Raw genomic sequence first — 18,185 nt, 5'->3', positions numbered from 1 at the left:
TTACAGGAAAGTTAATATTGATGCGAAAGCGCCAACCTGGCCCGCCTGTTATTCCGGCTAACGATCGAAAAGGGAATGCTATGCGAACCACTTCAGCCCCTCAGCCTCAGGTTTCTCTCTCGCCGCCTTCGCTCGCGGGGCAGCCTGAACAGGAGGACATTTTCGCCGTCGAGCATCTGTCGCGCCTGTGCGATGGGCTGGCGCAGCAGCGCCCGAACAACCTGCGCGATCTGTTGAATACGCTGGCGCTGATCGCACCGTTGCTGAACGCGATTCCCAACGTGGTGTTCTTTATCAAAGACGCCCAGGCCCGCTACCTGCTGGCCAACCTGACGCTGGCCAGGCGCTGCGGTTTCAAGACCGTCACACCGCTGCTGGGCAAGACGTCCGCCGACGTGTTTCCCGCGCAGCTCGGTTCCGGCTATACCGAGCAGGATCTGCGGGTGTTGCGCCACGGCGTGCTGATCCAGGATCAGCTGGAAATGCATCTGTACAACGGCCGTGAAACCGGCTGGTGCCTGACGCAAAAGCTGGCGCTGTACGACGCACAGGGAAAAGTCATCGGCATGGCGGGCATTTCCCACGACCTGCAGGAAGCCAGAGCCAATCACCCTGCTTATCAACGACTGGCGGCGATCGACGTGCACATCCGCCGCCACTACGCCAGGCCGATCGCGCTCGAGGAGTTGACGGCGCTGACCGGTTTGTCGGTGGCGCAGATCGAACGCTACTGTAAACGCATCTTCCACCTCACCCCGCGCCAGATGATCCACAAAGTACGGCTGGAAAAGGCCACGGAACTGCTGGCCGGCGATCTGCCGATCACCGACATCGCGCTGCAGTGCGGCTATACCGATCACAGCGCCTTCAGCCGTCAGTTCAAAGCGATGACCGGCTCCACGCCGCGCGATTTCCGTCTGACGCTTTCCGCTTAATGCGCTGATCTACCAGATTAAAAACATCTTCTCATGGCGCACCGGCGCCTGATTTTCGCATGCCCGCCTCTTGGCGCTACTGTGCCAATTTCGTCGTGGCAATCGGCGAAAAGCGTCAAGCCTCCCTGTGCAATACCGGTCAATCTGTCGGTGAGTTTCACCAACGGTTCACTTTTCATTAACACTTTCGAACGACAGGACAAACACCATGAGCCATAAAACCCTAAGCTGGAGCGGCGTATTCCCGGCGGTGACGACCCAGTTTCGCAACGATTTCACTCTGGATCTCGACGCTACCCATACGGTGATCAAAAACCTGGTGCGCGACGGCGTCTCCGGCCTGGTGGTATGCGGCACCGTCGGTGAAAACACCTCGATGACGGTGCAGGAAAAGCTGGCGGTGATCGAAGTGGCCAGAGACGCCGCCGACGGCAAAGTGCCGGTGATCGCCGGCATCGCCGAGTTCACCACCGCCTTCGCGCAGAACATGGCGCGCGAAGCGCAAAAGGCCGGCGTCGACGGCATTATGGTAATGCCGGCGCTGGTCTATTCCGCCAAGCCGCACGAAACCGCCGCGCACTTCCGCAGCGTCGCCGGCGCGACCGATCTGCCGATCATGGTCTACAACAACCCGCCGATTTACAAGAACGACGTCACGCCCGACATCCTGACCTCGCTGGTCGACTGCGAGAACATCGTGTGTTTCAAAGACTCGTCCGGCGACACACGCCGCTTTATCGATCTGCGCAACGCAGTCGGCGATCGCTTCGTGCTGTTCGCCGGGTTGGACGACGTGGTGCTGGAGAGCATCGCCGTTGGCGCACAAGGCTGGATCTCAGGCATGTCCAACGCCTTCCCGCGCGAAGGGGAAACCCTGTTCCGTCTGGCGAAGGAAAAACGCTATGAGGAGGCGTTGGCGCTGTACAGCTGGTTCATGCCGCTGCTGCATCTCGATGCCCGCCCCGATCTGGTGCAGTGCATCAAGCTGTGTGAACAACGGGTCGGCCGCGGCAGCGCCGTCACTCGCCCACCGCGCCTGGCGCTGCAGGGGGAAACGCTCACCGAAATCAACGCCGTGATCGATAAAGCGCTGGCCACCCGCCCCGCGCTGCCGAACGTCGGTCTGTAACGCCTTCACCGCCCGGCCATGTCGGGCGTCACTCTTTTTCTACCGGGGGTACCGATGCCCAACGATCGCTACGCCGCCATCAGCGGCCAACACTTTATCGGCGGCCAGCGCCGCGCGGCGGAAGAAGCGGTGCTGCTGAGCCTGCGCGCCGAAGACGGTCAGCCGACCGGCTACCGTTTCCATCAGGCTACGGCGGAGGAAATCGCTGCCGCCGCCGAAGCCGCCTCAGCAGCCTTTGCGCCTTATTCGCAACTCAGCGCCGAGCGGCGCGCGAACTTTCTCGACGCCATCGCCGAGGAGCTGGATGCCTTGGATGAGGCCTTCTTCGCCTTCGCCACGCAGGAGACCGCCCTGCCGCCGGCGCGGTTGAGCGGCGAGCGCGCCAGAACCAGCGGCCAGATGCGGCTGTTCGCCACGCTGCTACGGCGCGGCGACGTCGAAGGTGTGCGCATCGACTGCGCATTGCCGCAGCGCTCCCCCCTGCCGCGTCCCGACCTGCGCCAATATCGCACGGCACTCGGTCCGGTGGCGGTGTTCGGCGCCAGCAACTTCCCGCTGGCCTTTTCCACCGCGGGCGGCGACACCGCCGCCGCGCTCGCCGCCGGTTGCCCGGTCGTGTTCAAGGCGCACAGCGGCCATATGATCACCGCTGAGCTGACCGCTCAGGCGATCGAGCGCGCGCGGCAACGCACGGGCATGCCCGCCGGCGTCTTCAACATGATCTTCGGCAACCGCGTGGGGGCCGGCCTGGTACAGCATCCGGCGATTCAGGCGGTGGGATTCACCGGCTCGTTGCAAGGCGGTCGGGCGTTGTTCGATCTGGCCATGCAACGCCCTCAGCCGATCCCGGTCTTCGCCGAAATGTCGAGCATCAACCCGGTGGTTATCCTGCCGCAGGCGCTGGCGCGGCGCGGCCAACGCATCGCGCAGGAACTGGTCTCTTCCTTCACACTCGGCTGCGGTCAGTTCTGCACCAAGCCCGGCGTGATCGTCGCGCTGCGCGGCGCCGCCTTCGAACAGTTGATCGAAACGATGAGTGCCCTGGTCAACGCCGCCGAACCGCAGCCAATGCTGAATGCCGGCACGCTGGAGCACTACCGCCACGGGCTGGCGGCCCTCGATGCGCACCCGGGCATGCGGCGTCTGGCGGGCCGAAGCGAAACGCCTCCTCATCGGGCAGCGGCGCAGCTGTATCGGGCCGAGGGCGCGTTGCTGCTGCAGGCCGACCCGCTGCTGCAACAGGAGGTATTCGGCCCGGTCAGCATTCTGGTGGCGGTGGATAACGAAGCGCAGCTGCATGCGACGCTGGCGGCCTTGCAAGGCCAGTTAACCGCCACGCTGCTGGCGGATGACGGCGATCTCGACATGGCAGCCGGGCTGACGACATTGCTGACGCGCAAAGCCGGTCGGGTGCTGTTCAACGGCTACCCGACCGGGGTAGAGGTGTGCGACGCCATGGTGCACGGCGGCCCTTACCCGGCGACCAGCGACGCGCGCGGCACCTCGGTAGGCACGTTGGCCATCGAGCGTTTTCTGCGGCCGATCTGTCTGCAAAACACCCCCGCGGCGCTGTTGCCGCCGCCGCTGCAGGACGCTAACCCGCTCAACCTGCTGCGGCTGGTGAACGGCGTTTATACCCGAGATCCCATAGTTTCACCTGCCCAACACCAGCCCGGCCGCATCTGCCAATAACAAAAGGGTCACACCATGACAACCCAAGGCAAATTCAAGAAGCAGCTTACGCTCACCGATCTGACGTTCATCGGTCTGGGCGCCATCTTCGGCTCCGGCTGGCTGTTCGCCGCCAGCCATGTCTCCTCCATCGCCGGCCCTGCCGGCATCTATTCCTGGCTGATCGGCGGCCTGGCGGTGTTGCTGCTCGGCATCGTCTACTGCGAGCTCGGCGCAGCCCTGCCGCGCGCCGGCGGCATCATTCGCTATCCGGTGTTCTCGCACGGCGAGTTGATGGGTTATCTGCTGGGGTTTATTACGTTGATCGCCTTCTCCAGCCTCATTGCCATCGAAGTCGTCGCCGCCCGACAGTACGCCGCCGCCTGGTTTCCGTTCCTCAGCCAGCCGGGTTCCGGCGACCCGACGCCGATCGGCTGGCTGGTGCAGCTGGCGCTGCTGTGCTTTTTCTTCGCGCTCAACTACTACAGCGTCAAAACCTTCGCCAAATCCAATAACCTGATCAGCGTGCTGAAGTTTCTGGTGCCGCTGTTGGTGATCGTGGTGCTGTTCGGCTTCTTCAAACCGGAAAACCTGCACAGCCAGGGCTTTGCCCCCTTCGGCTCCGCCGGGGTTGAAGCCGCCATTTCCGCCGGCGGCATCATCTTCGCCTACCTCGGTCTGACGCCGATCATCTCGGTCGCCAGCGAGGTGCAAAAACCGCAGCGCACCATCCCCATCGCGCTGATCCTGTCGGTCGTGTTGTCCACCATCATCTATGTGCTGCTGCAGATAGCCTTTCTCGGCAGTATCCCCAGCGAGATGCTGAGCGGCGGCTGGGCCGGCATCAGCCAACAGTTCTCCCTGCCGTTCCGCGATATCGCCATCACGTTGGGCATGGGATGGCTGGCGTTTTTGGTGGTCAGCGACGCGATCGTTTCGCCGAGCGGCACCGGCAACATCTACATGAACGCCACGCCTCGCGTGATCTACGGTTGGGCACGCGCCGGCACCTTCTTCAAGCTATTCACCCGGGTGGATGGCGAGTCCGGCATCCCGCGCCCGGCGCTGTGGCTGACCTTCGCCCTCTCGGTATTCTGGACGCTGCCGTTCCCGTCGTGGGAAAAACTGATCGGCGTGGTGTCCGCCGCGCTGGTGCTGAGCTACGCCATCGCGCCGGTCACCGCCGCCGGGCTGCGGCGCAATGCGCCCGATATGCCGCGTCCGTTCAGGGTGCGCGGTTTCTGCGTACTCGGCCCGCTGTCATTTATCATTTCGGCGCTGATCGTTTTCTGGTCCGGCTGGGATACCGTTTCCTGGCTGCTCGGTTTGCAGATCCTGATGTTCTTCATCTACATCCTGTTCAAGAATCAGGTGCCGACCCACGCCGTTAGTCTCAGGCAACAAATCAGGTCCTCGCTGTGGCTGATCGTCTTCTATGCGCTGGTGATCGCGCTTTCCTATCTCAGCAGCTTCGGCGGCATCGGCGCCATTGCCCACCCGTGGGACACCCTCACCATGGCGGCGATCGCGCTGGCGATTTACTACTGGGGCGCCTATACCTGTTTACCCCAGGCCAATTTTATCGGCGATGAAGAAGAGTGACCCCAGGGAGGAGATCAAGATGACATCCATGCACGTTCTGTCGCTGGAACAGGCTTATCAACTGGCATTGCGCGCGCTGCGCAGCAACGGCTTCAATCAGGCTCACGCCGAAGCGGTAGCGCAAAATGTCACGCAAGGCGAACGCGACGGCTGCGCTTCGCACGGGCTGTATCGGCTGTTGGGCTGCGTGCGCTCACTGCAGGCGGGCAAAGTCTCCGCCGATGCCCAGCCCAGGTTGGTCGACCAGGCGCCGGCCATCTTGCGGGTCGACGCCGGCGGCGCCTTTTCGCTGTTGGCTTACCGCACCGCGCTGCCGGCCTTTATCGATAAGGTACGCGCCAACGGCATTGCCGCCCTGGCGATCAATCGCTGCGTGCATTTCTCTGCGCTGTGGGCCGACATCGAACCGCTGACCGAACAGGGGTTGGTGGCCCTGGCCTGCACGCCCAGCCACGCCTGGGTGACACCGGCCGGCGGCTCTCGCCCGCTATTCGGCACCAATCCCATCGCCTTCGGCTGGCCGCGCTCGCAGCGGCCGCCGTTTCTGTTCGACATGGCCACCAGCGCGGCGGCGCGCGGCGAAATCGAGCTGCATCGCCGCGCCGGCACCCCGTTACCCGAAGGCTGGGGCATTGATAAAGCAGGCAACCCCTCCACCGACGCCGCCAGCGTGTTGGAGGGCGCAATGCTGACCTTCGGCGGACATAAAGGCTCGGCGCTGGCGGCGATGGTGGAACTGCTGGCCGGCCCGCTGATCGGCGATATGACCAGCAAGGAATCGCTGGCTTATGACGGCGGCACCGGTTCGTCGCCTTACGGCGGTGAGTTGATCATCGCATTGGATCCCGAACGTTTTCTCGGTGCGGATAAGGAGACGTATTTCGCCGCGGCGGAAACAATGTTTGCCGAGATGCAGGCGCAAGGCGCACGCATCCCCGGCGAACGGCGCTATCAGCGTCGCAGACAAAGCGAGCAGTCGGGGGTAGCGATTCCCGCAACGCTGTACGATGAAATAGCGGCACTGTGCCAATAAGCGCCGCTCTGGGCTCGCGATAAGCGTCATCGCGGGCCCGCCTTAATCAACCGGTCTGGACTAAATCGGTATGCAAACGCCGACGCCAGATCGGTTTTGTCGCCCATTTGCCGACATTCTTTTTATCCACCTTGCCCTGCTGCACGTTATGCCACATGCTCTCTTTCCACAGCATCGGGGCTTTGCCTTTCAACGTGGGCCTGACCTGCTTAATCACTCGCCGCAGGTGCTCCGCCTCTGCCCGCTTGATCTCCGGCGCATTGGTGGCCGGATCCAGCGCGCAGGCGGCGAACGGCGCCATGCAAAGATTGAGCACGTTAACCTGTTGCAGCGTCGAAAGTTGGTTGCCGCTCATCCCTTTGCCGGACCAATGCTCATACTTCTCCCCGGGATCATCCCCTTGCTGGCGATATTCGCTGCCCGGCCCTTCAACAATATTCCATCCTTGCCAGGTCACCAGCGTGTGCAGTCCATCGCGGTCATGCACATTTTTATCTTTAATCTGCTGAAGCACGCCCGCGTAATTTGGCACACTGATCAACTGCATATACTCTGCCAGCGCCTCCCAATGTTCTCCCGCCACTAAACCATTCCATACCGCGCGCAGGCAATTCCAGGGAATGGTGTGGTGCCAGGTTAATGTCACTGACGGCGTAGTGGGCGTATGCTGCCACTTGCCCGGTTCGGCACCTCGATCGCCCTTAATGATCCCGTTGGCCTCTAATGGCATGGCTGTCCCTCTTCTGGTCTGGCTGAGATGAAAACGTGTAAGGCCGGCAGACCGGATTACACCGATAAAACGTCAGCTAAAATCGTAGCAGTTCAGGCTGAGATGGCAAAAAAACGCAAAGCGCGCTCTGCAACCGCAGAACGCGCCTGAAAACGGCGGGCTTGAGGGGGGTTATCTCACTACCATCACCGAGATGTTGGCATGGCGCACGATAGCGGCGGCGTTGGAGCCCAGCAGATAGGTTTTCACGCTCGGGCGACGAGAACCGATAATGATCAGATCGGCGTCGATCTCTTCCGCCAGTTCCAGCGCCTGATCGCGCGCCGAACCGAAGCTCACGGTGTAGTTGAGGCGATCCAACGGCAGATCGATCTCCGACATGATTTTCTTCAGCTTGTCCACCGCCTTCACTTCCGCCTGATTCTCAAACTCCTTGAGGCCAAATGAATAGGCGGTAACAAAGGCCGAAGCATCCGGCAACGCATGGAAGAAATGCACTTTAGCGCCGGACATCTTCGCCAAATATTCCACATGCTTCAACGCATGTTCAGTCAACAGATCTTCTTCAATATCTATCGGCACCAAAATAGTCTTATACATATCACATCCTTTCTATGTAAAGCGGGTGCCTACAGAATACTGCCGCGCACCAGCGCGGTGAACCGCTTTATCGCACTTTTGTGATCGGGGGTAAATACTGACAAGGACAATGTTTAATTTAACAAAATATAAACACCGCGCCGCTAACTGATAGGCGATTAATTATTTATTCCTCACCGTTAAATCAGCTGTAAATAAACCGCTTTGGCGGTGGCCGCGGTCTTATTGGCGACAGAAAGCTTTTTAATCGAGTTGCCGATATGGAAGTTGATCGTGCGTTCGCTCACCCCCATCAGCAACGCGATCTCTTCCGCCGTTTTCCCTTCGCTGCACCAGCGCAAGATATCTTTCTCGCGCAGCGTCAGCACATCTTTTATCGCTTCGTCGTTCACCGATATCAACGCTTCACGCAGCGTTTTGTGGGCGGTTTGCGCCAGCCAAAGGAAAAACGTTTCGTTGGCCGCGCGCGCTTGCGGCGTTTGCTGCGGCAGCGTCTTGCCGGCAAAAGTCAGGATCCCGAGGCGACCATAGCAATCCTTGACCGACTGCGACCAACCGGTACACAGGCCAAACTGCGCCATACGCCGCCACATCGCCGGCCACTGGTGATAAAAGCTTTCGTCCCACTGAAACTGCAGCGTGGAATGGTGGGCGCGCTCGATGACCGGATCCTGCAAATAGGCCCGCTGCCGCCGATATTCCTCGAGATAGCTCGCAGGGATATTCCCCTCGATCAGCATTTTGGGCCGGCTGGCCGGGTAGCAGGAAAAAACGATGTAGGAGAAGTAATCAAACCCCAACGCCTCGGCGCAGGGCCCCAGCTGCGTCAGAAAACGTTCGCGATCGGTTAAGCTGCCAATCACCTCCGCCATGAGCCGTTGAGTGCGGGTATCCATAACGCGAGTTCTCCAGATAGCGATGCCGATTTATCGATAGGTCAGACTCACTATAGGATATCGCCGCCTGGCGTCAGTAGCCGTTTCATATAATAAAAAATACCAAGGCTATAACGAAAAAAGCTATTCTCCCGTTTATTGGCCTCAGAATACGCCTTTTTATTACGCTACACGGGAAAACTACGCGAATAGCATAAACCCTCCAGCGCGTAAACCTGTCATTTTTACCGTTAGACAGCCAACACACCGCCAATTACTTTCCTCACAGGCACCCGGTGCCGCCGTAAATCCAAAGAGATAATAAGCATTTGCGAATTTCGCATGGCATACAGTGACGGGGATTTTCTATGGCAGAACGTAATGCGGCAATTCAATCGGCTGCGATTATCGGCGCGGGAACGATGGGCAGAGGCATCGCTTATCTTTTCGCGCAAAAAGGCATTCGTACGGTGCTTTATAATCGCAACGGCAATACCCTCATTCAGGCTCGTGAATATATCGTGCAAGACCTGGACAAAAAGGTCGAACAGGGCAGGCTCGCGCCGCAGGATAAAGACGCGGTGCTGGCCAATCTGCAGTTCTCATCGGTGTTTGAAGCTATCGTCGACAGCGATTTGGTGCTCGAAACTATCGCCGAGCAAGAGCAAGCCAAACTCGAGGTGCTGGCCGCCATCGCTGCGGCGGTCAAACCCGACACGCTGATCGCCACCAATACTTCCTCATTGTCGCTCAATAAGCTGGCAACGGCGGTGACCCACAGCGAACGCTTTATCGGTTTGCACTTTTTCAATCCCGCACCGCTAATGAAGCTGATTGAAATCATTCCGGCCTACTTTACCACCCAAGCCACCACTGAACGTTGCCGCCAACTGGTGGCGGCATTGGGGAAACGCGATGTCGTCTGCCAGGCTACGCCGGGGTTCATCGTCAACCGTATGGCCCGCCCCTACTACCTGGAAGGCTTTCGCCTGTTGGAAGAGCACGTGGCGCGCGCGCCGCAGATCGACCGCGCCCTCAAGGCCGGCGGACACTTTCGCATGGGGCCGCTCGAGCTGACCGATTTTATCGGCCAGGACATCAACTATCAGGTCAGCCGGCAAATTTGGCAGGACATGCAGTACGACCCGCGCTATACCCCCGGCCATCTGCAGCGTTCGCTGGTCGATGCCGGGCTGCTGGGGAAAAAGAACGGTCGCTCCTATTTTTCCGCCGAAGAAACCGCCCCGCCGGTTGAGGCCGCCGCCGAGGCGGATGTCGAGACGCTGCGCATTTACGGCGAACACCCTTTGTTTACCCTGCTGCAACAGCGAGCCGCACTGCAATGGCCGCAGTTGCGCGTGGAACAGCGGCCGGCCTTGTCGGGCCTGGGAGCGGCCATTCAGGTCAATGACGCTTTCACCGTCAGCGTCACCGATGGCCGCACGGCAAATCAGTTGGCCGAGCAGACGGCGGCGGACGCCTTTGTGGTCGATGTCGCCCTGAACTACGCCGACACGGCGTATCTGGTGGCGGCGCACAGCCGCCACGCCTCTGCGGCTAATAAGGCGTTGTTTTTGCGCCTGCTGCACACCGCGCTTCCGCAGGTTGAATTTATCAAGGACTCCCCGGCGCTGATCGTCGCCCGCGTCCTCAGCAGCCTGATCAACGAGTCGGTGATCATGGTGGAAAGCGGCGTCTGCAGCCGGGAAGACATCGATGTCGCCGCCGTCGCCGGCGTGAACTACGCCGACGGCATTTTCGGCTGGCTCACTCGCCTGGGGGAGAAAAACGTCAGGACGACGCTGAGCAACCTGGCGCAGCTGCTGCACGCGGCCCGCTATGCGCCGCATTACACCCTTCTGCACGCCGCCCAACCGGCGCTGACCACCACGCCTTAAGGATCAACGATGAGCATTAAAGATGACGGTGTGTATCTGATCGACGGCACGCGCACGGCGATCGGCGCCTATGGCGGCAGCCTGGCGCAGACCCGCCCCGACGATATGGCGGCGACCATCATTCGCAGCCTGCTGCAGCGCCATCCGGCGTCAGAGGCGAGTCTGGACGAAGTGGTGCTGGGCTGCGCCAACCAGGCCGGTGAAGACAATCGCAACGTCGCCCGCATGGCGACGCTGCTTTCCGGGGTGGATCAGTCGGTGCCGGCCATTACCCTCAACCGCCTTTGCGCCTCCGGATTGGATGCGGTGATTTACGCCGCGGCGAAAATTCGCAGCGGCCTCAGCGAACTGATCCTGGCCGGCGGCGTGGAAAGCATGAGCCGCGCGCCCTATGTGCTGAGCAAAAGCGAAACGCCGTTCGATAAGGGGGTAAAGCTGTACGACACCACGCTGGGATGGCGCTTCGTTAACCCGCGTCTGGCGGAACGCTACGGCAGCGATCCGCTGGGCATCACGGCGGAAAACGTGGCCCAACAACAGCATATCTCGCGTGAGGAACAAGATCTGTTCGCGCTGGCCTCGCAGCAAAAGGCCCGCAGGGCGATCGACAGCGGCCGGTTGGCGCGGGAGATCACGCCGGTGGAAGTGCCGGCCGATCGTAAAACCACCCGCCTGTTCGCGCAGGATGAATTCCCCCGCCTCAGCACGCTGCAACAGCTGCAGGCATTGAAACCGGCGTTCTCCGCCGGCGGCTCGGTCACTGCCGGCAACGCTTCCGGCATCAACGACGGCGCCGCCGCACTGCTGCTGGCCTCCGGCCGCTACGTGAAACGCCAGGGGTGGCAACCGCTGGCGGAGATCGGCGACAGCGCGGCCGCCGGCGTTGCACCGGCGCTGATGGGGCTGGGGCCGATCGCCTCCACCGAGCGTTTGCTGCAGCGCGGCGGATTCACGTTGCACGACTTCGACATCATCGAGATTAACGAAGCGTTCGCCTCACAGGTGCTGGCGGCGCTGAAACACTGGCGCATCGACGCCAACGACGCACGCGTCAACCCGAACGGCGGTGCCATCGCACTCGGCCATCCGCTGGGGATGTCCGGCGCGCGTCTGGTGCTGTCGGCGGCGCTGGAATTACGCGATCGGCAGGCCGGCAATGCATTGGTGACGATGTGCGTCGGCGTCGGTCAGGGTCTGTCATTAAGCCTTAAAGCCGTTTAACACAAGGAATATGCTATGAGCGTACTGAACATTCTTGAAGAAAAGCTGGCAGAAACCAAAAGACAGGGGCGCTTTCGCGAGTTCCTCAATCTTGAGCGCGGCGTGCAGGACAAACCCTGGGCCACCCGTCACGGGCAACAAGGCGAGCGTCGTCTCAACGTCTGGTGCTCAAACGACTATCTGGCGATGAGCCACCATCCCAAGGTGCTGCTGGCCACCACCGACGCGGTTAACCGCGTCGGGCTGGGCACCTGCGGCGCCCGCAGCATTTCCGGCACCTCGGTTTATCACAGCGAGCTGGAAACGCTGCTGGCCAGCGCCTACGGCAAAGAGTCGGCGCTGCTGTTCACCACCGGTTTCGGCGCCAACGACGCCACCTTGTCCACCCTGTGCGACGCCATTCCCGATCTGATCGTGTTCTCCGACGAGCTGAATCACGCCTCGATGATTTATGGCATCCGCTACAGCAAAGCGGAGAAAAAAATCTTCCGCCACAACGACGTGGCGCACCTCGCCGAACTGCTGCAGGCCGCCGACCCGGCGCGGCCAAAGCTGATCGCCTTCGAGTCGCTGTATTCCATGGACGGTGACTTTGCTCCCCTGGCACAGATCGTGGCGTTGGCGGAACAGTACCAGGCGCTGACCTATCTCGACGAGATCCACTCCGCCGGCGTGTACGGCGAACGGGGATTGGGCTACGCCGAACAGCTGGGCCTGTTGGATAAAATCACCATTATTCAGGGCGGATTCGGCAAGTCTTACGGCGCAGCGGGCGGTTATATCGCCGCGCCCCGCTCGGTGGTGGAGGCGGTGCGCAGCTGGGCGCCGGCATTCGTGTTCAGCACCTCGTCACCGGCGCCGGTGGTCGCTGCGGCGTTGGCCAGTTTCAAATACAACCTCGAGCATGACACCCAGCGCAAGCACCTGCTGGCGATCGTCGATCACCTAAAAACCGGCCTGCGCGCCGCCGGCATCCCGCTGGTATCGGCCGACAGCCACATCCTGCCGCTGTTGGTCGGCGATCCGCACCGCAACAAGCACATCAGTCAGGTGCTGCTCGACGAGCATGATATCTACGTGCAGCCGGTCAATGCCCCGACGGTGCCCGCCGGCAGCGAGCGGCTGCGGGTGACGCCGACCTCGGCGCACTCCCATGCCGACGTGGAAACGTTTCTGGCGGCGCTGGGACAGGTTTGGGCGGCGAACGATCTGCGGAGGGCGGGATGAAGTTAGCGGATTATAACGGCCATCTGGTCACGCTCTGTTTGATGGCGACCGGCACCTTCGCCATCGGCACCGACGCCTTTATCGTCGCCGGCGTGCTCAGCGACATTTCCGAAACCTTTGCCGTCAGCCCCGCGCAAGCGGGGCAGTTGATATCGGTATTCGCGCTGGCTTATATGCTGTTCGCGCCGCTGACCGCCTGGCTGCTGGGCAACGTCAACCGCAAGCATATTCTGCAGTTGGCGCTGGTGCTGTTCATCGCCGGCAATCTGGCCTGCGCCTGGGCCACCAGCTACCTGCAGATCTCGTTCGGCAGAGTGTTGGCGGCATTGGGCGCGGCCTGCTATACGCCGCAGGCCGCCGCCGCCGCGGTGGGGTTGGTGACGGAAAAACGCCGCGGCCTGGCCATTTCCATCGTTTATGGCGGCATGACGCTAGCCATCGCGCTCGGCATCCCGTTCGGCACCTTTCTCGCCAAACTGATCGGCTGGCGCGAAATCTTCCTGTTCATCGCCCTGCTGGGAGTGATTGCGCTGCTCGGTCTTTCGCTGGCGCTGCGCGCCATTGCGCCGCCGGGCAAGCATTCGCTGAAAGAGCGGCTCGCCCCGCTGCGGCAAAAGGCGGTGCTGACCACGCTGCTGATCACCTTCTTTGCCGTTTGCTCGGAGCACATCGTCTACAGCTACGTCAGCGTATTATTGAAAAACACCCAGTTCGGCCCGGAGGCGATCCTGCCCCTCGCGCTGCTGGTATTCGGCATTGGCGCGGTGATCGGCAATTTTGCCTCCGGCGCGCTGACCGACGCCCTCGGCAGCAAATTCGTGCTGCTGTTTTCCGTGGCGATCCAGACGCTGTCCCTGTTTCTGCTGGCCTTTTATGTCACCTCGCCCTGGTGGGTGCTGGTCATCTTTCTGGTCTGGGGTATCACCGGCTGGATGTATCTGGTGCCGATCCAGCACCACTTGTTATCGCTGTCGAAACGCTTTGGCGCCTTGACCGTGTCGCTCAACAGCTCGGTGCTGTACGCCGGCATCGCGGCGGGCGGCATGCTGGGCGGCCTGACGCTCTACGCGCTGCCGGCCTATTATCTGCCGCTGTTTTCGCTGCCGCTCGGCGCCATCGCCCTGCTGCTGACGCTGTTCTTTTTCCGGGGAGAGGCCATCGATGAGTGAATCACCGCCGGTGCTTTATGAGCGCCACGGCGCGCAGGTTGCGGTCATCACCCTCAATCGGCCGGAAAAAAAGAACGCCATCAACCTGCAGATGGCCGAACTGATCCGCACCTACCTGCGCCAGGCGGACAGCGACGACTCGGTGCGCGCTATCGTCCTGGCCGGTCAACCGACGGTATTTTCCGCCGGCATGGATGTTAACGCCTTTCGTCAGGGCGAACTGCCCATCGTCACGCCGGAGGGATTTGGCGGGTTGATCCATGCGCAGATCGGCAAGGTGATCATCGCCGCCGTTGACGGTATCGCCTACGGCGGCGGCTTTGAGCTGGCGCTGGCGTGCGATCTGATCGTCGCCGGGTGCGATGCGCGCTTCAGCTTTCCCGAGACCGGGCTTGGGTTAGTCGCCGCCCAGGGAGGATGCGCCCGCTTGCCGACGCGAGTTTCGCCCTACGTGGCGCTGGATTGGCTGCTGACCGGCAGAACCGTCAGCGCACAGGAAGCGTTGTCACACGGCGCCATTTCCCGCATCAGCGCAAGTTCGGCCCGGGAAGAAGCGTTGCGCATCGCCGAGCAGATCGCCGGGAAAGACCGTGACGCCAGCCTGGCCGTCAAGGCCATCGTGCGCCAGGGGCTGACGCAGCGCGAAGCGCCATCGTTCGACTTTCAACAAGCGCCGGTCGAGCGCCTGCGCCAGGCGGCCGCCCGGCGTTAATCCTCCTTGCCGGCTCGCCTGAGTCGGCATGTCCCGCCTCTCCTCCACAGCTCATTTTACGCAGCCCATCTCTCGACGCTAAGCTACACTGCCCGTTGCCCTAATGCGCTGATAAGGAAAAACAATGCGCCATTTGCCTCTGTTGACCCCCAGGCTGATCCTGCGCCCGTTCACGGCCGACGATCTGCCCCATTTTACCGCTTACCGCAATCATCCCGACGTGGCGCGCTACCAGAGCTGGAGCGACTACAACGCGGCGGACGCCCAGGCCTTCTTCGAACAGCAGCAGCAGCTCCCCTTCAACCGCGACGACAGCTGGTTTCAACTGGCGGTCGAACGCCGCGAGGACGGCACCTTGCTGGGCGATGTCGCAGTGCATTTTTTCGATGAGGGACGCCAGGCAGAGCTGGGCGTGACCTTCGATCCCGCTCATCAGCGGCAAGGTCAGGCGCGCGAGGCGCTGAGCGCCGCCATCGCCCTGCTGTTCGGGCCGCTGGCGAAGCACCGCATTACCGCCGTGGTGGACGCGCGAAATCTTCGCGCCGCCGCGCTGTTCAGCAAGCTGGGTTTTCGTCGTGAAGCCTGTTGGCGGCAAAACGTGTTTTTCAAAGGCGCATGGGGCGACGAATTCGGCTTCGCTCTGCTGCAAAGCGAATGGCGGGAAGCTGCAAAACATGAAGCTGCTGAATAAATACCTTGGGCAATACCAGTTCTCGGAGCGGCACGCGATCGCCATCGCCGCGCCGCAGGCCCGGGTCCTGGCGGCCGTGGCCGCTTACGATCCCAAGCACGATCGCTTTTTCCGCAGCATGATAGCGCTGCGCGAATTGCCCGCGCGTCTGATGCCACGCAATAAACCCAGCCCGCCGCCGTTTGGCCTGCATAACTTTTGCCTGCTCGAGCAAGATGAAGGCGCGTTGGTCTATGGCCTGATCGGCCGCTTTTGGCAGGCCGAATACGGCCTGAAACAGATCGCTGACGGGCCGGAATTTCTGGCCTTCGCGCAGCCCGGCGTCGCCAAACTGGCGCTGGGCTATGCCGTGAGCCCGCTGCCGGACGGCCGTTGCCGTCTGGAGACGGAAACGCGCATCTTCTGTCCCGACGACGCCAGCCGGCGGCGGTTTACTCCCTACTGGTATACCATTCGCCTGGTCAGCGGGTTGATACGCCGCCGCATGTTGCGCGCCATCAAAACCGCCAGCGAGGTCATGCCGCACAACCATTCATAGTGCGAATGTGTTTAGGAGCATTCTCAAAGCATAACGCGATCGGAAAGGTTATTTATTAACCACTATAACATGCATTGAGAAGCCATTAGCCCCGCCCCCCTGCGGGGCTTTTTTCATCTAGCCGTCGTTTAGGCCCGGAAATGCCTGCATAAACAGGAAGGTGCAAGGCTTGCGCTGATGCTGATTGATCTGCGGCACCAGCCGGGTGAAATGCTCGGTTTGGCAATGCACATCCAGAGCGGCGCGGTCCGGCCAGCTTTCGATAAAAATAAAATGCCCGGGATCCTGCTGATCGATTCACAGGTCATAACTGATGCACAGCGGCTCCTGTCGGGTTTTTTCCACCAGCTCACGATACCAGGGCATGACGGTTTCAATGTGTTCCGGATGAATAAAATCTTCAGCAATGACCTTAAGCATGTCGCACTCCTGCGTTCCGTTTTTTCGTGCTTCACCTTATCTTTCTCCTTCTCGAGAAGAAAGCGACGCTCTCCAGGCCTCTAACCGAGTTCTCAATTCGGTGATAGCGCACACAGATCTCGATCAAAGCGCTTGAACACGCCACAGCCCTGTGTGAACTTTTGATTAACAAAAAAGCAACACACCATTCACTAGGGTGATGTCTGCTGCGATATGCCGACGCACTGCGCGGCGTTTTTTCGCCTTTAAAGGCCTGACCATTAGTCCTTTAGACCTTTAAAGGCACGAAAAAAATCCGATGTCATCGGCGACGGCGCCAGACGGTCTTGTGACCGACGTTTGTCATTCTCAGAAGAGAGGTTAACGCCAGTGAATCACGCCACCTATGCCGCCCCTGCGCTCAATGCCGCCATCCGCAAAACCTGGCGCAGACTGGTGCCATTGATGTTCGCCATGTATTTCATCGCCTTTATCGACAGGGTTAACGTCGGTTTTGCCAAAGACGCAATGGCCATCGATATCGCATTGTCGCAATCCGCCTTTGCCCTGGGCGCCGGGATATTCTTTGCCGCCTATGCGCTGTTCGGCATCCCTGCTAACCTGTTGATGAATCGCTGGGGCGCCAAACGCTGGCTTAGCGCCACCACCGCGCTGTGGGGCGCGTTATCGGCCTGCACCGGGCTGGTGACCAACGAACAGCAATTTATCGTCCTGCGGTTTCTGCTGGGGATCGCCGAAGCCGGCTTTTACCCCGGCATCCTGCTGCTGGCGTCTATCTATTTTCCCAATAAGGTTCGCGCCTCGGTCATTGGCATTTTCGTGCTCGGCGTGCCGGCGGCGCTGACGCTTGGTTCACCGCTGTCGGGGGCATTGCTGGAGATGCACGGCGTGTTGGGTAAACCCGGCTGGTTCTGGATGTTTGTGTTGGAAGGGTTGCCGGCCGTCGCCCTCGGCGTTTTCGCCTTTTTCTATCTCGACGATAATCCACGGCAGGCGCGCTTTCTGAGCGAGGAAGAACGCACGGCGCTGGTGGCACAATTGGCCGATGAACAGCAGCAGACCGAAACCAGCAGCGTCAAAGCGGCGATGAGCAGCGGCAAAGTTTGGCATCTGGCATTGATCTACGGCACCCTGCAGATCGGCGTATACGGCCTGATGTTTTTCCTGCCGTCGCAGGTCGCCTCGCTGATGGGCACCCATCTTGGCTTCAAGGCCTCGCTGGTGGCCGCCATTCCCTGGGCATTCTCCGCGCTGGGCGTCTATTTCCTGCCGCGCTATGCCGACAGAAAAACCGCCAGACGATTACCGATCGCCGTCGGCTGCATGGTAGCGGCAGCGCTGGGTTTGGTGGTCTCGTCCTATGCCGGCCCTTTGCTCGCTATCGTCGCCCTGAGCTGTTGCGCGGTAAGTTTCCTGGCGGTACAACCGATTTTCTGGACGTTTCCCGCCCAGGTGCTGACCGGCCCGGCGCTGGCGGCCGGCATCGGTTTTTGCACCACGCTCGGCGCCGCATTCAGCTTTTTAGCTCCGCTTATCCGCACCGAGGCGGAACAGCGCTTCAACAGCCCGCATGCCGGGCCGCTGGTGCTGGCCGCCTTTTCACTGATGTGCGCCGCACTATTATGGGCGCTCAAACATCGGCGTGCCGACGTGAGCAAACCAGATGCAGAGATTGCCGGATAGCGGCGCGTTATTTAGCCATTATTGAACCTGTGGATGTGACACTGACACTCA

16 protein-coding genes and 1 pseudogene are annotated in these 18,185 nt (G+C 60.9%); 13 read left to right on the top strand and 4 right to left on the bottom strand.

Annotated elements, in window-relative coordinates; all coding sequences use genetic code 11:
• Window positions 1-80: 80 nt before the first annotated feature.
• The 5 genes from ATE40_RS05740 to ATE40_RS05720 all read left to right on the top strand — a co-directional run bounded on the left by ATE40_RS05740 (window position 81) and on the right by ATE40_RS05720 (window position 6,370).
• Window positions 81-935: an AraC family transcriptional regulator gene (locus ATE40_RS05740; RefSeq protein ID WP_019456456.1), complete on the top strand. Its 855-nt coding sequence runs from the start codon at window positions 81-83 to the stop codon at window positions 933-935.
• A gap of 208 nt (window positions 936-1,143) precedes the next feature.
• The gene (locus tag ATE40_RS05735; protein ID WP_019456455.1) at window positions 1,144-2,064 is read left to right on the top strand and encodes a dihydrodipicolinate synthase family protein; all 921 of its coding nucleotides are present in this window, start codon (window positions 1,144-1,146) and stop codon (window positions 2,062-2,064) included.
• Between the two features lie 54 nt (window positions 2,065-2,118).
• A complete protein-coding gene (locus tag ATE40_RS05730) occupies window positions 2,119-3,756 on the top strand; it encodes an aldehyde dehydrogenase (NADP(+)) (RefSeq protein ID WP_063919172.1) in 1,638 nt (545 codons plus the stop codon).
• Window positions 3,757-3,771: 15 nt separating this feature from the next.
• Window positions 3,772-5,337, top strand: coding sequence for an APC family permease (locus ATE40_RS05725; RefSeq protein ID WP_063919171.1), 1,566 nt, complete (start codon window positions 3,772-3,774; stop codon window positions 5,335-5,337).
• Between the two features lie 19 nt (window positions 5,338-5,356).
• The gene (locus ATE40_RS05720; protein WP_025160333.1) at window positions 5,357-6,370 is read left to right on the top strand and encodes an Ldh family oxidoreductase; all 1,014 of its coding nucleotides are present in this window, start codon (window positions 5,357-5,359) and stop codon (window positions 6,368-6,370) included.
• A 46-nt stretch (window positions 6,371-6,416) separates the two neighbouring features.
• Here ATE40_RS05720 and ATE40_RS05715 read toward each other — a convergent pair whose 3' ends face one another.
• The 3 genes from ATE40_RS05715 to ATE40_RS05705 all read right to left on the bottom strand — a co-directional run bounded on the left by ATE40_RS05715 (window position 6,417) and on the right by ATE40_RS05705 (window position 8,596).
• Window positions 6,417-7,100 carry a hypothetical protein gene (locus tag ATE40_RS05715; RefSeq protein ID WP_063919170.1) on the bottom strand — a complete coding sequence of 228 codons (684 nt, stop codon included), beginning with the start codon at window positions 7,098-7,100 and terminating at the stop codon, window positions 6,417-6,419.
• A gap of 171 nt (window positions 7,101-7,271) precedes the next feature.
• Entirely contained in the window at window positions 7,272-7,700 is a 429-nt protein-coding gene (locus ATE40_RS05710) for a universal stress protein (RefSeq protein WP_019456450.1), read from the bottom strand.
• 179 nt (window positions 7,701-7,879) lie between these two features.
• Entirely contained in the window at window positions 7,880-8,596 is a 717-nt protein-coding gene (locus tag ATE40_RS05705) for a LuxR family transcriptional regulator (protein WP_025160334.1), read from the bottom strand.
• Window positions 8,597-8,943: 347 nt separating this feature from the next.
• On the opposite strand from ATE40_RS05705, the gene ATE40_RS05700 reads away from it, so the two are divergent.
• The 7 genes from ATE40_RS05700 (at window position 8,944) to ATE40_RS05670 (ending at window position 16,031) form a co-directional block, all read left to right on the top strand.
• Entirely contained in the window at window positions 8,944-10,473 is a 1,530-nt protein-coding gene (locus ATE40_RS05700; RefSeq protein ID WP_063919169.1) for a 3-hydroxyacyl-CoA dehydrogenase NAD-binding domain-containing protein, read from the top strand.
• 9 nt (window positions 10,474-10,482) lie between these two features.
• Window positions 10,483-11,694, top strand: a complete 1,212-nt coding sequence (locus ATE40_RS05695) for an acetyl-CoA C-acyltransferase (RefSeq protein ID WP_063919168.1) — start codon at window positions 10,483-10,485, stop codon at window positions 11,692-11,694.
• A gap of 15 nt (window positions 11,695-11,709) precedes the next feature.
• Window positions 11,710-12,921: a 5-aminolevulinate synthase gene (gene hemA / locus ATE40_RS05690; RefSeq protein WP_019456446.1), complete on the top strand. Its 1,212-nt coding sequence runs from the start codon at window positions 11,710-11,712 to the stop codon at window positions 12,919-12,921.
• Window positions 12,918-14,090: an MFS transporter gene (locus ATE40_RS05685; RefSeq protein ID WP_063919167.1), complete on the top strand. Its 1,173-nt coding sequence runs from the start codon at window positions 12,918-12,920 to the stop codon at window positions 14,088-14,090. Before hemA ends, ATE40_RS05685 begins: the two co-directional genes overlap by 4 nt.
• Complete coding sequence (locus tag ATE40_RS05680) at window positions 14,083-14,802, top strand: enoyl-CoA hydratase/isomerase family protein (RefSeq protein ID WP_063919166.1); 720 nt, start codon at window positions 14,083-14,085, stop codon at window positions 14,800-14,802. Before ATE40_RS05685 ends, ATE40_RS05680 begins: the two co-directional genes overlap by 8 nt.
• A gap of 124 nt (window positions 14,803-14,926) precedes the next feature.
• A complete protein-coding gene (locus ATE40_RS05675) occupies window positions 14,927-15,493 on the top strand; it encodes a GNAT family N-acetyltransferase (protein WP_063919165.1) in 567 nt (188 codons plus the stop codon).
• Entirely contained in the window at window positions 15,477-16,031 is a 555-nt protein-coding gene (locus tag ATE40_RS05670; RefSeq protein WP_063919164.1) for a hypothetical protein, read from the top strand. Before ATE40_RS05675 ends, ATE40_RS05670 begins: the two co-directional genes overlap by 17 nt.
• A gap of 117 nt (window positions 16,032-16,148) precedes the next feature.
• On the opposite strand, the pseudogene ATE40_RS05665 reads toward ATE40_RS05670, so the two are convergent.
• Window positions 16,149-16,451 (bottom strand): annotated as a pseudogene (locus ATE40_RS05665) (putative quinol monooxygenase).
• Between the two features lie 369 nt (window positions 16,452-16,820).
• Here ATE40_RS05665 and ATE40_RS05660 point away from each other — a divergent pair.
• Window positions 16,821-18,134 carry an MFS transporter gene (locus ATE40_RS05660; RefSeq protein WP_063919163.1) on the top strand — a complete coding sequence of 438 codons (1,314 nt, stop codon included), beginning with the start codon at window positions 16,821-16,823 and terminating at the stop codon, window positions 18,132-18,134.
• Window positions 18,135-18,185: the final 51 nt, after the last annotated feature.

Origin of the sequence: Serratia surfactantfaciens (genome assembly GCF_001642805.2) — a bacterium.
Taxonomy (GTDB): Bacteria; Pseudomonadota; Gammaproteobacteria; order Enterobacterales; family Enterobacteriaceae; genus Serratia; species Serratia surfactantfaciens.
The sequence above is the reverse complement of the archived record's forward strand: the minus strand, read 5'-3'. Positions and strand labels throughout refer to the sequence as shown.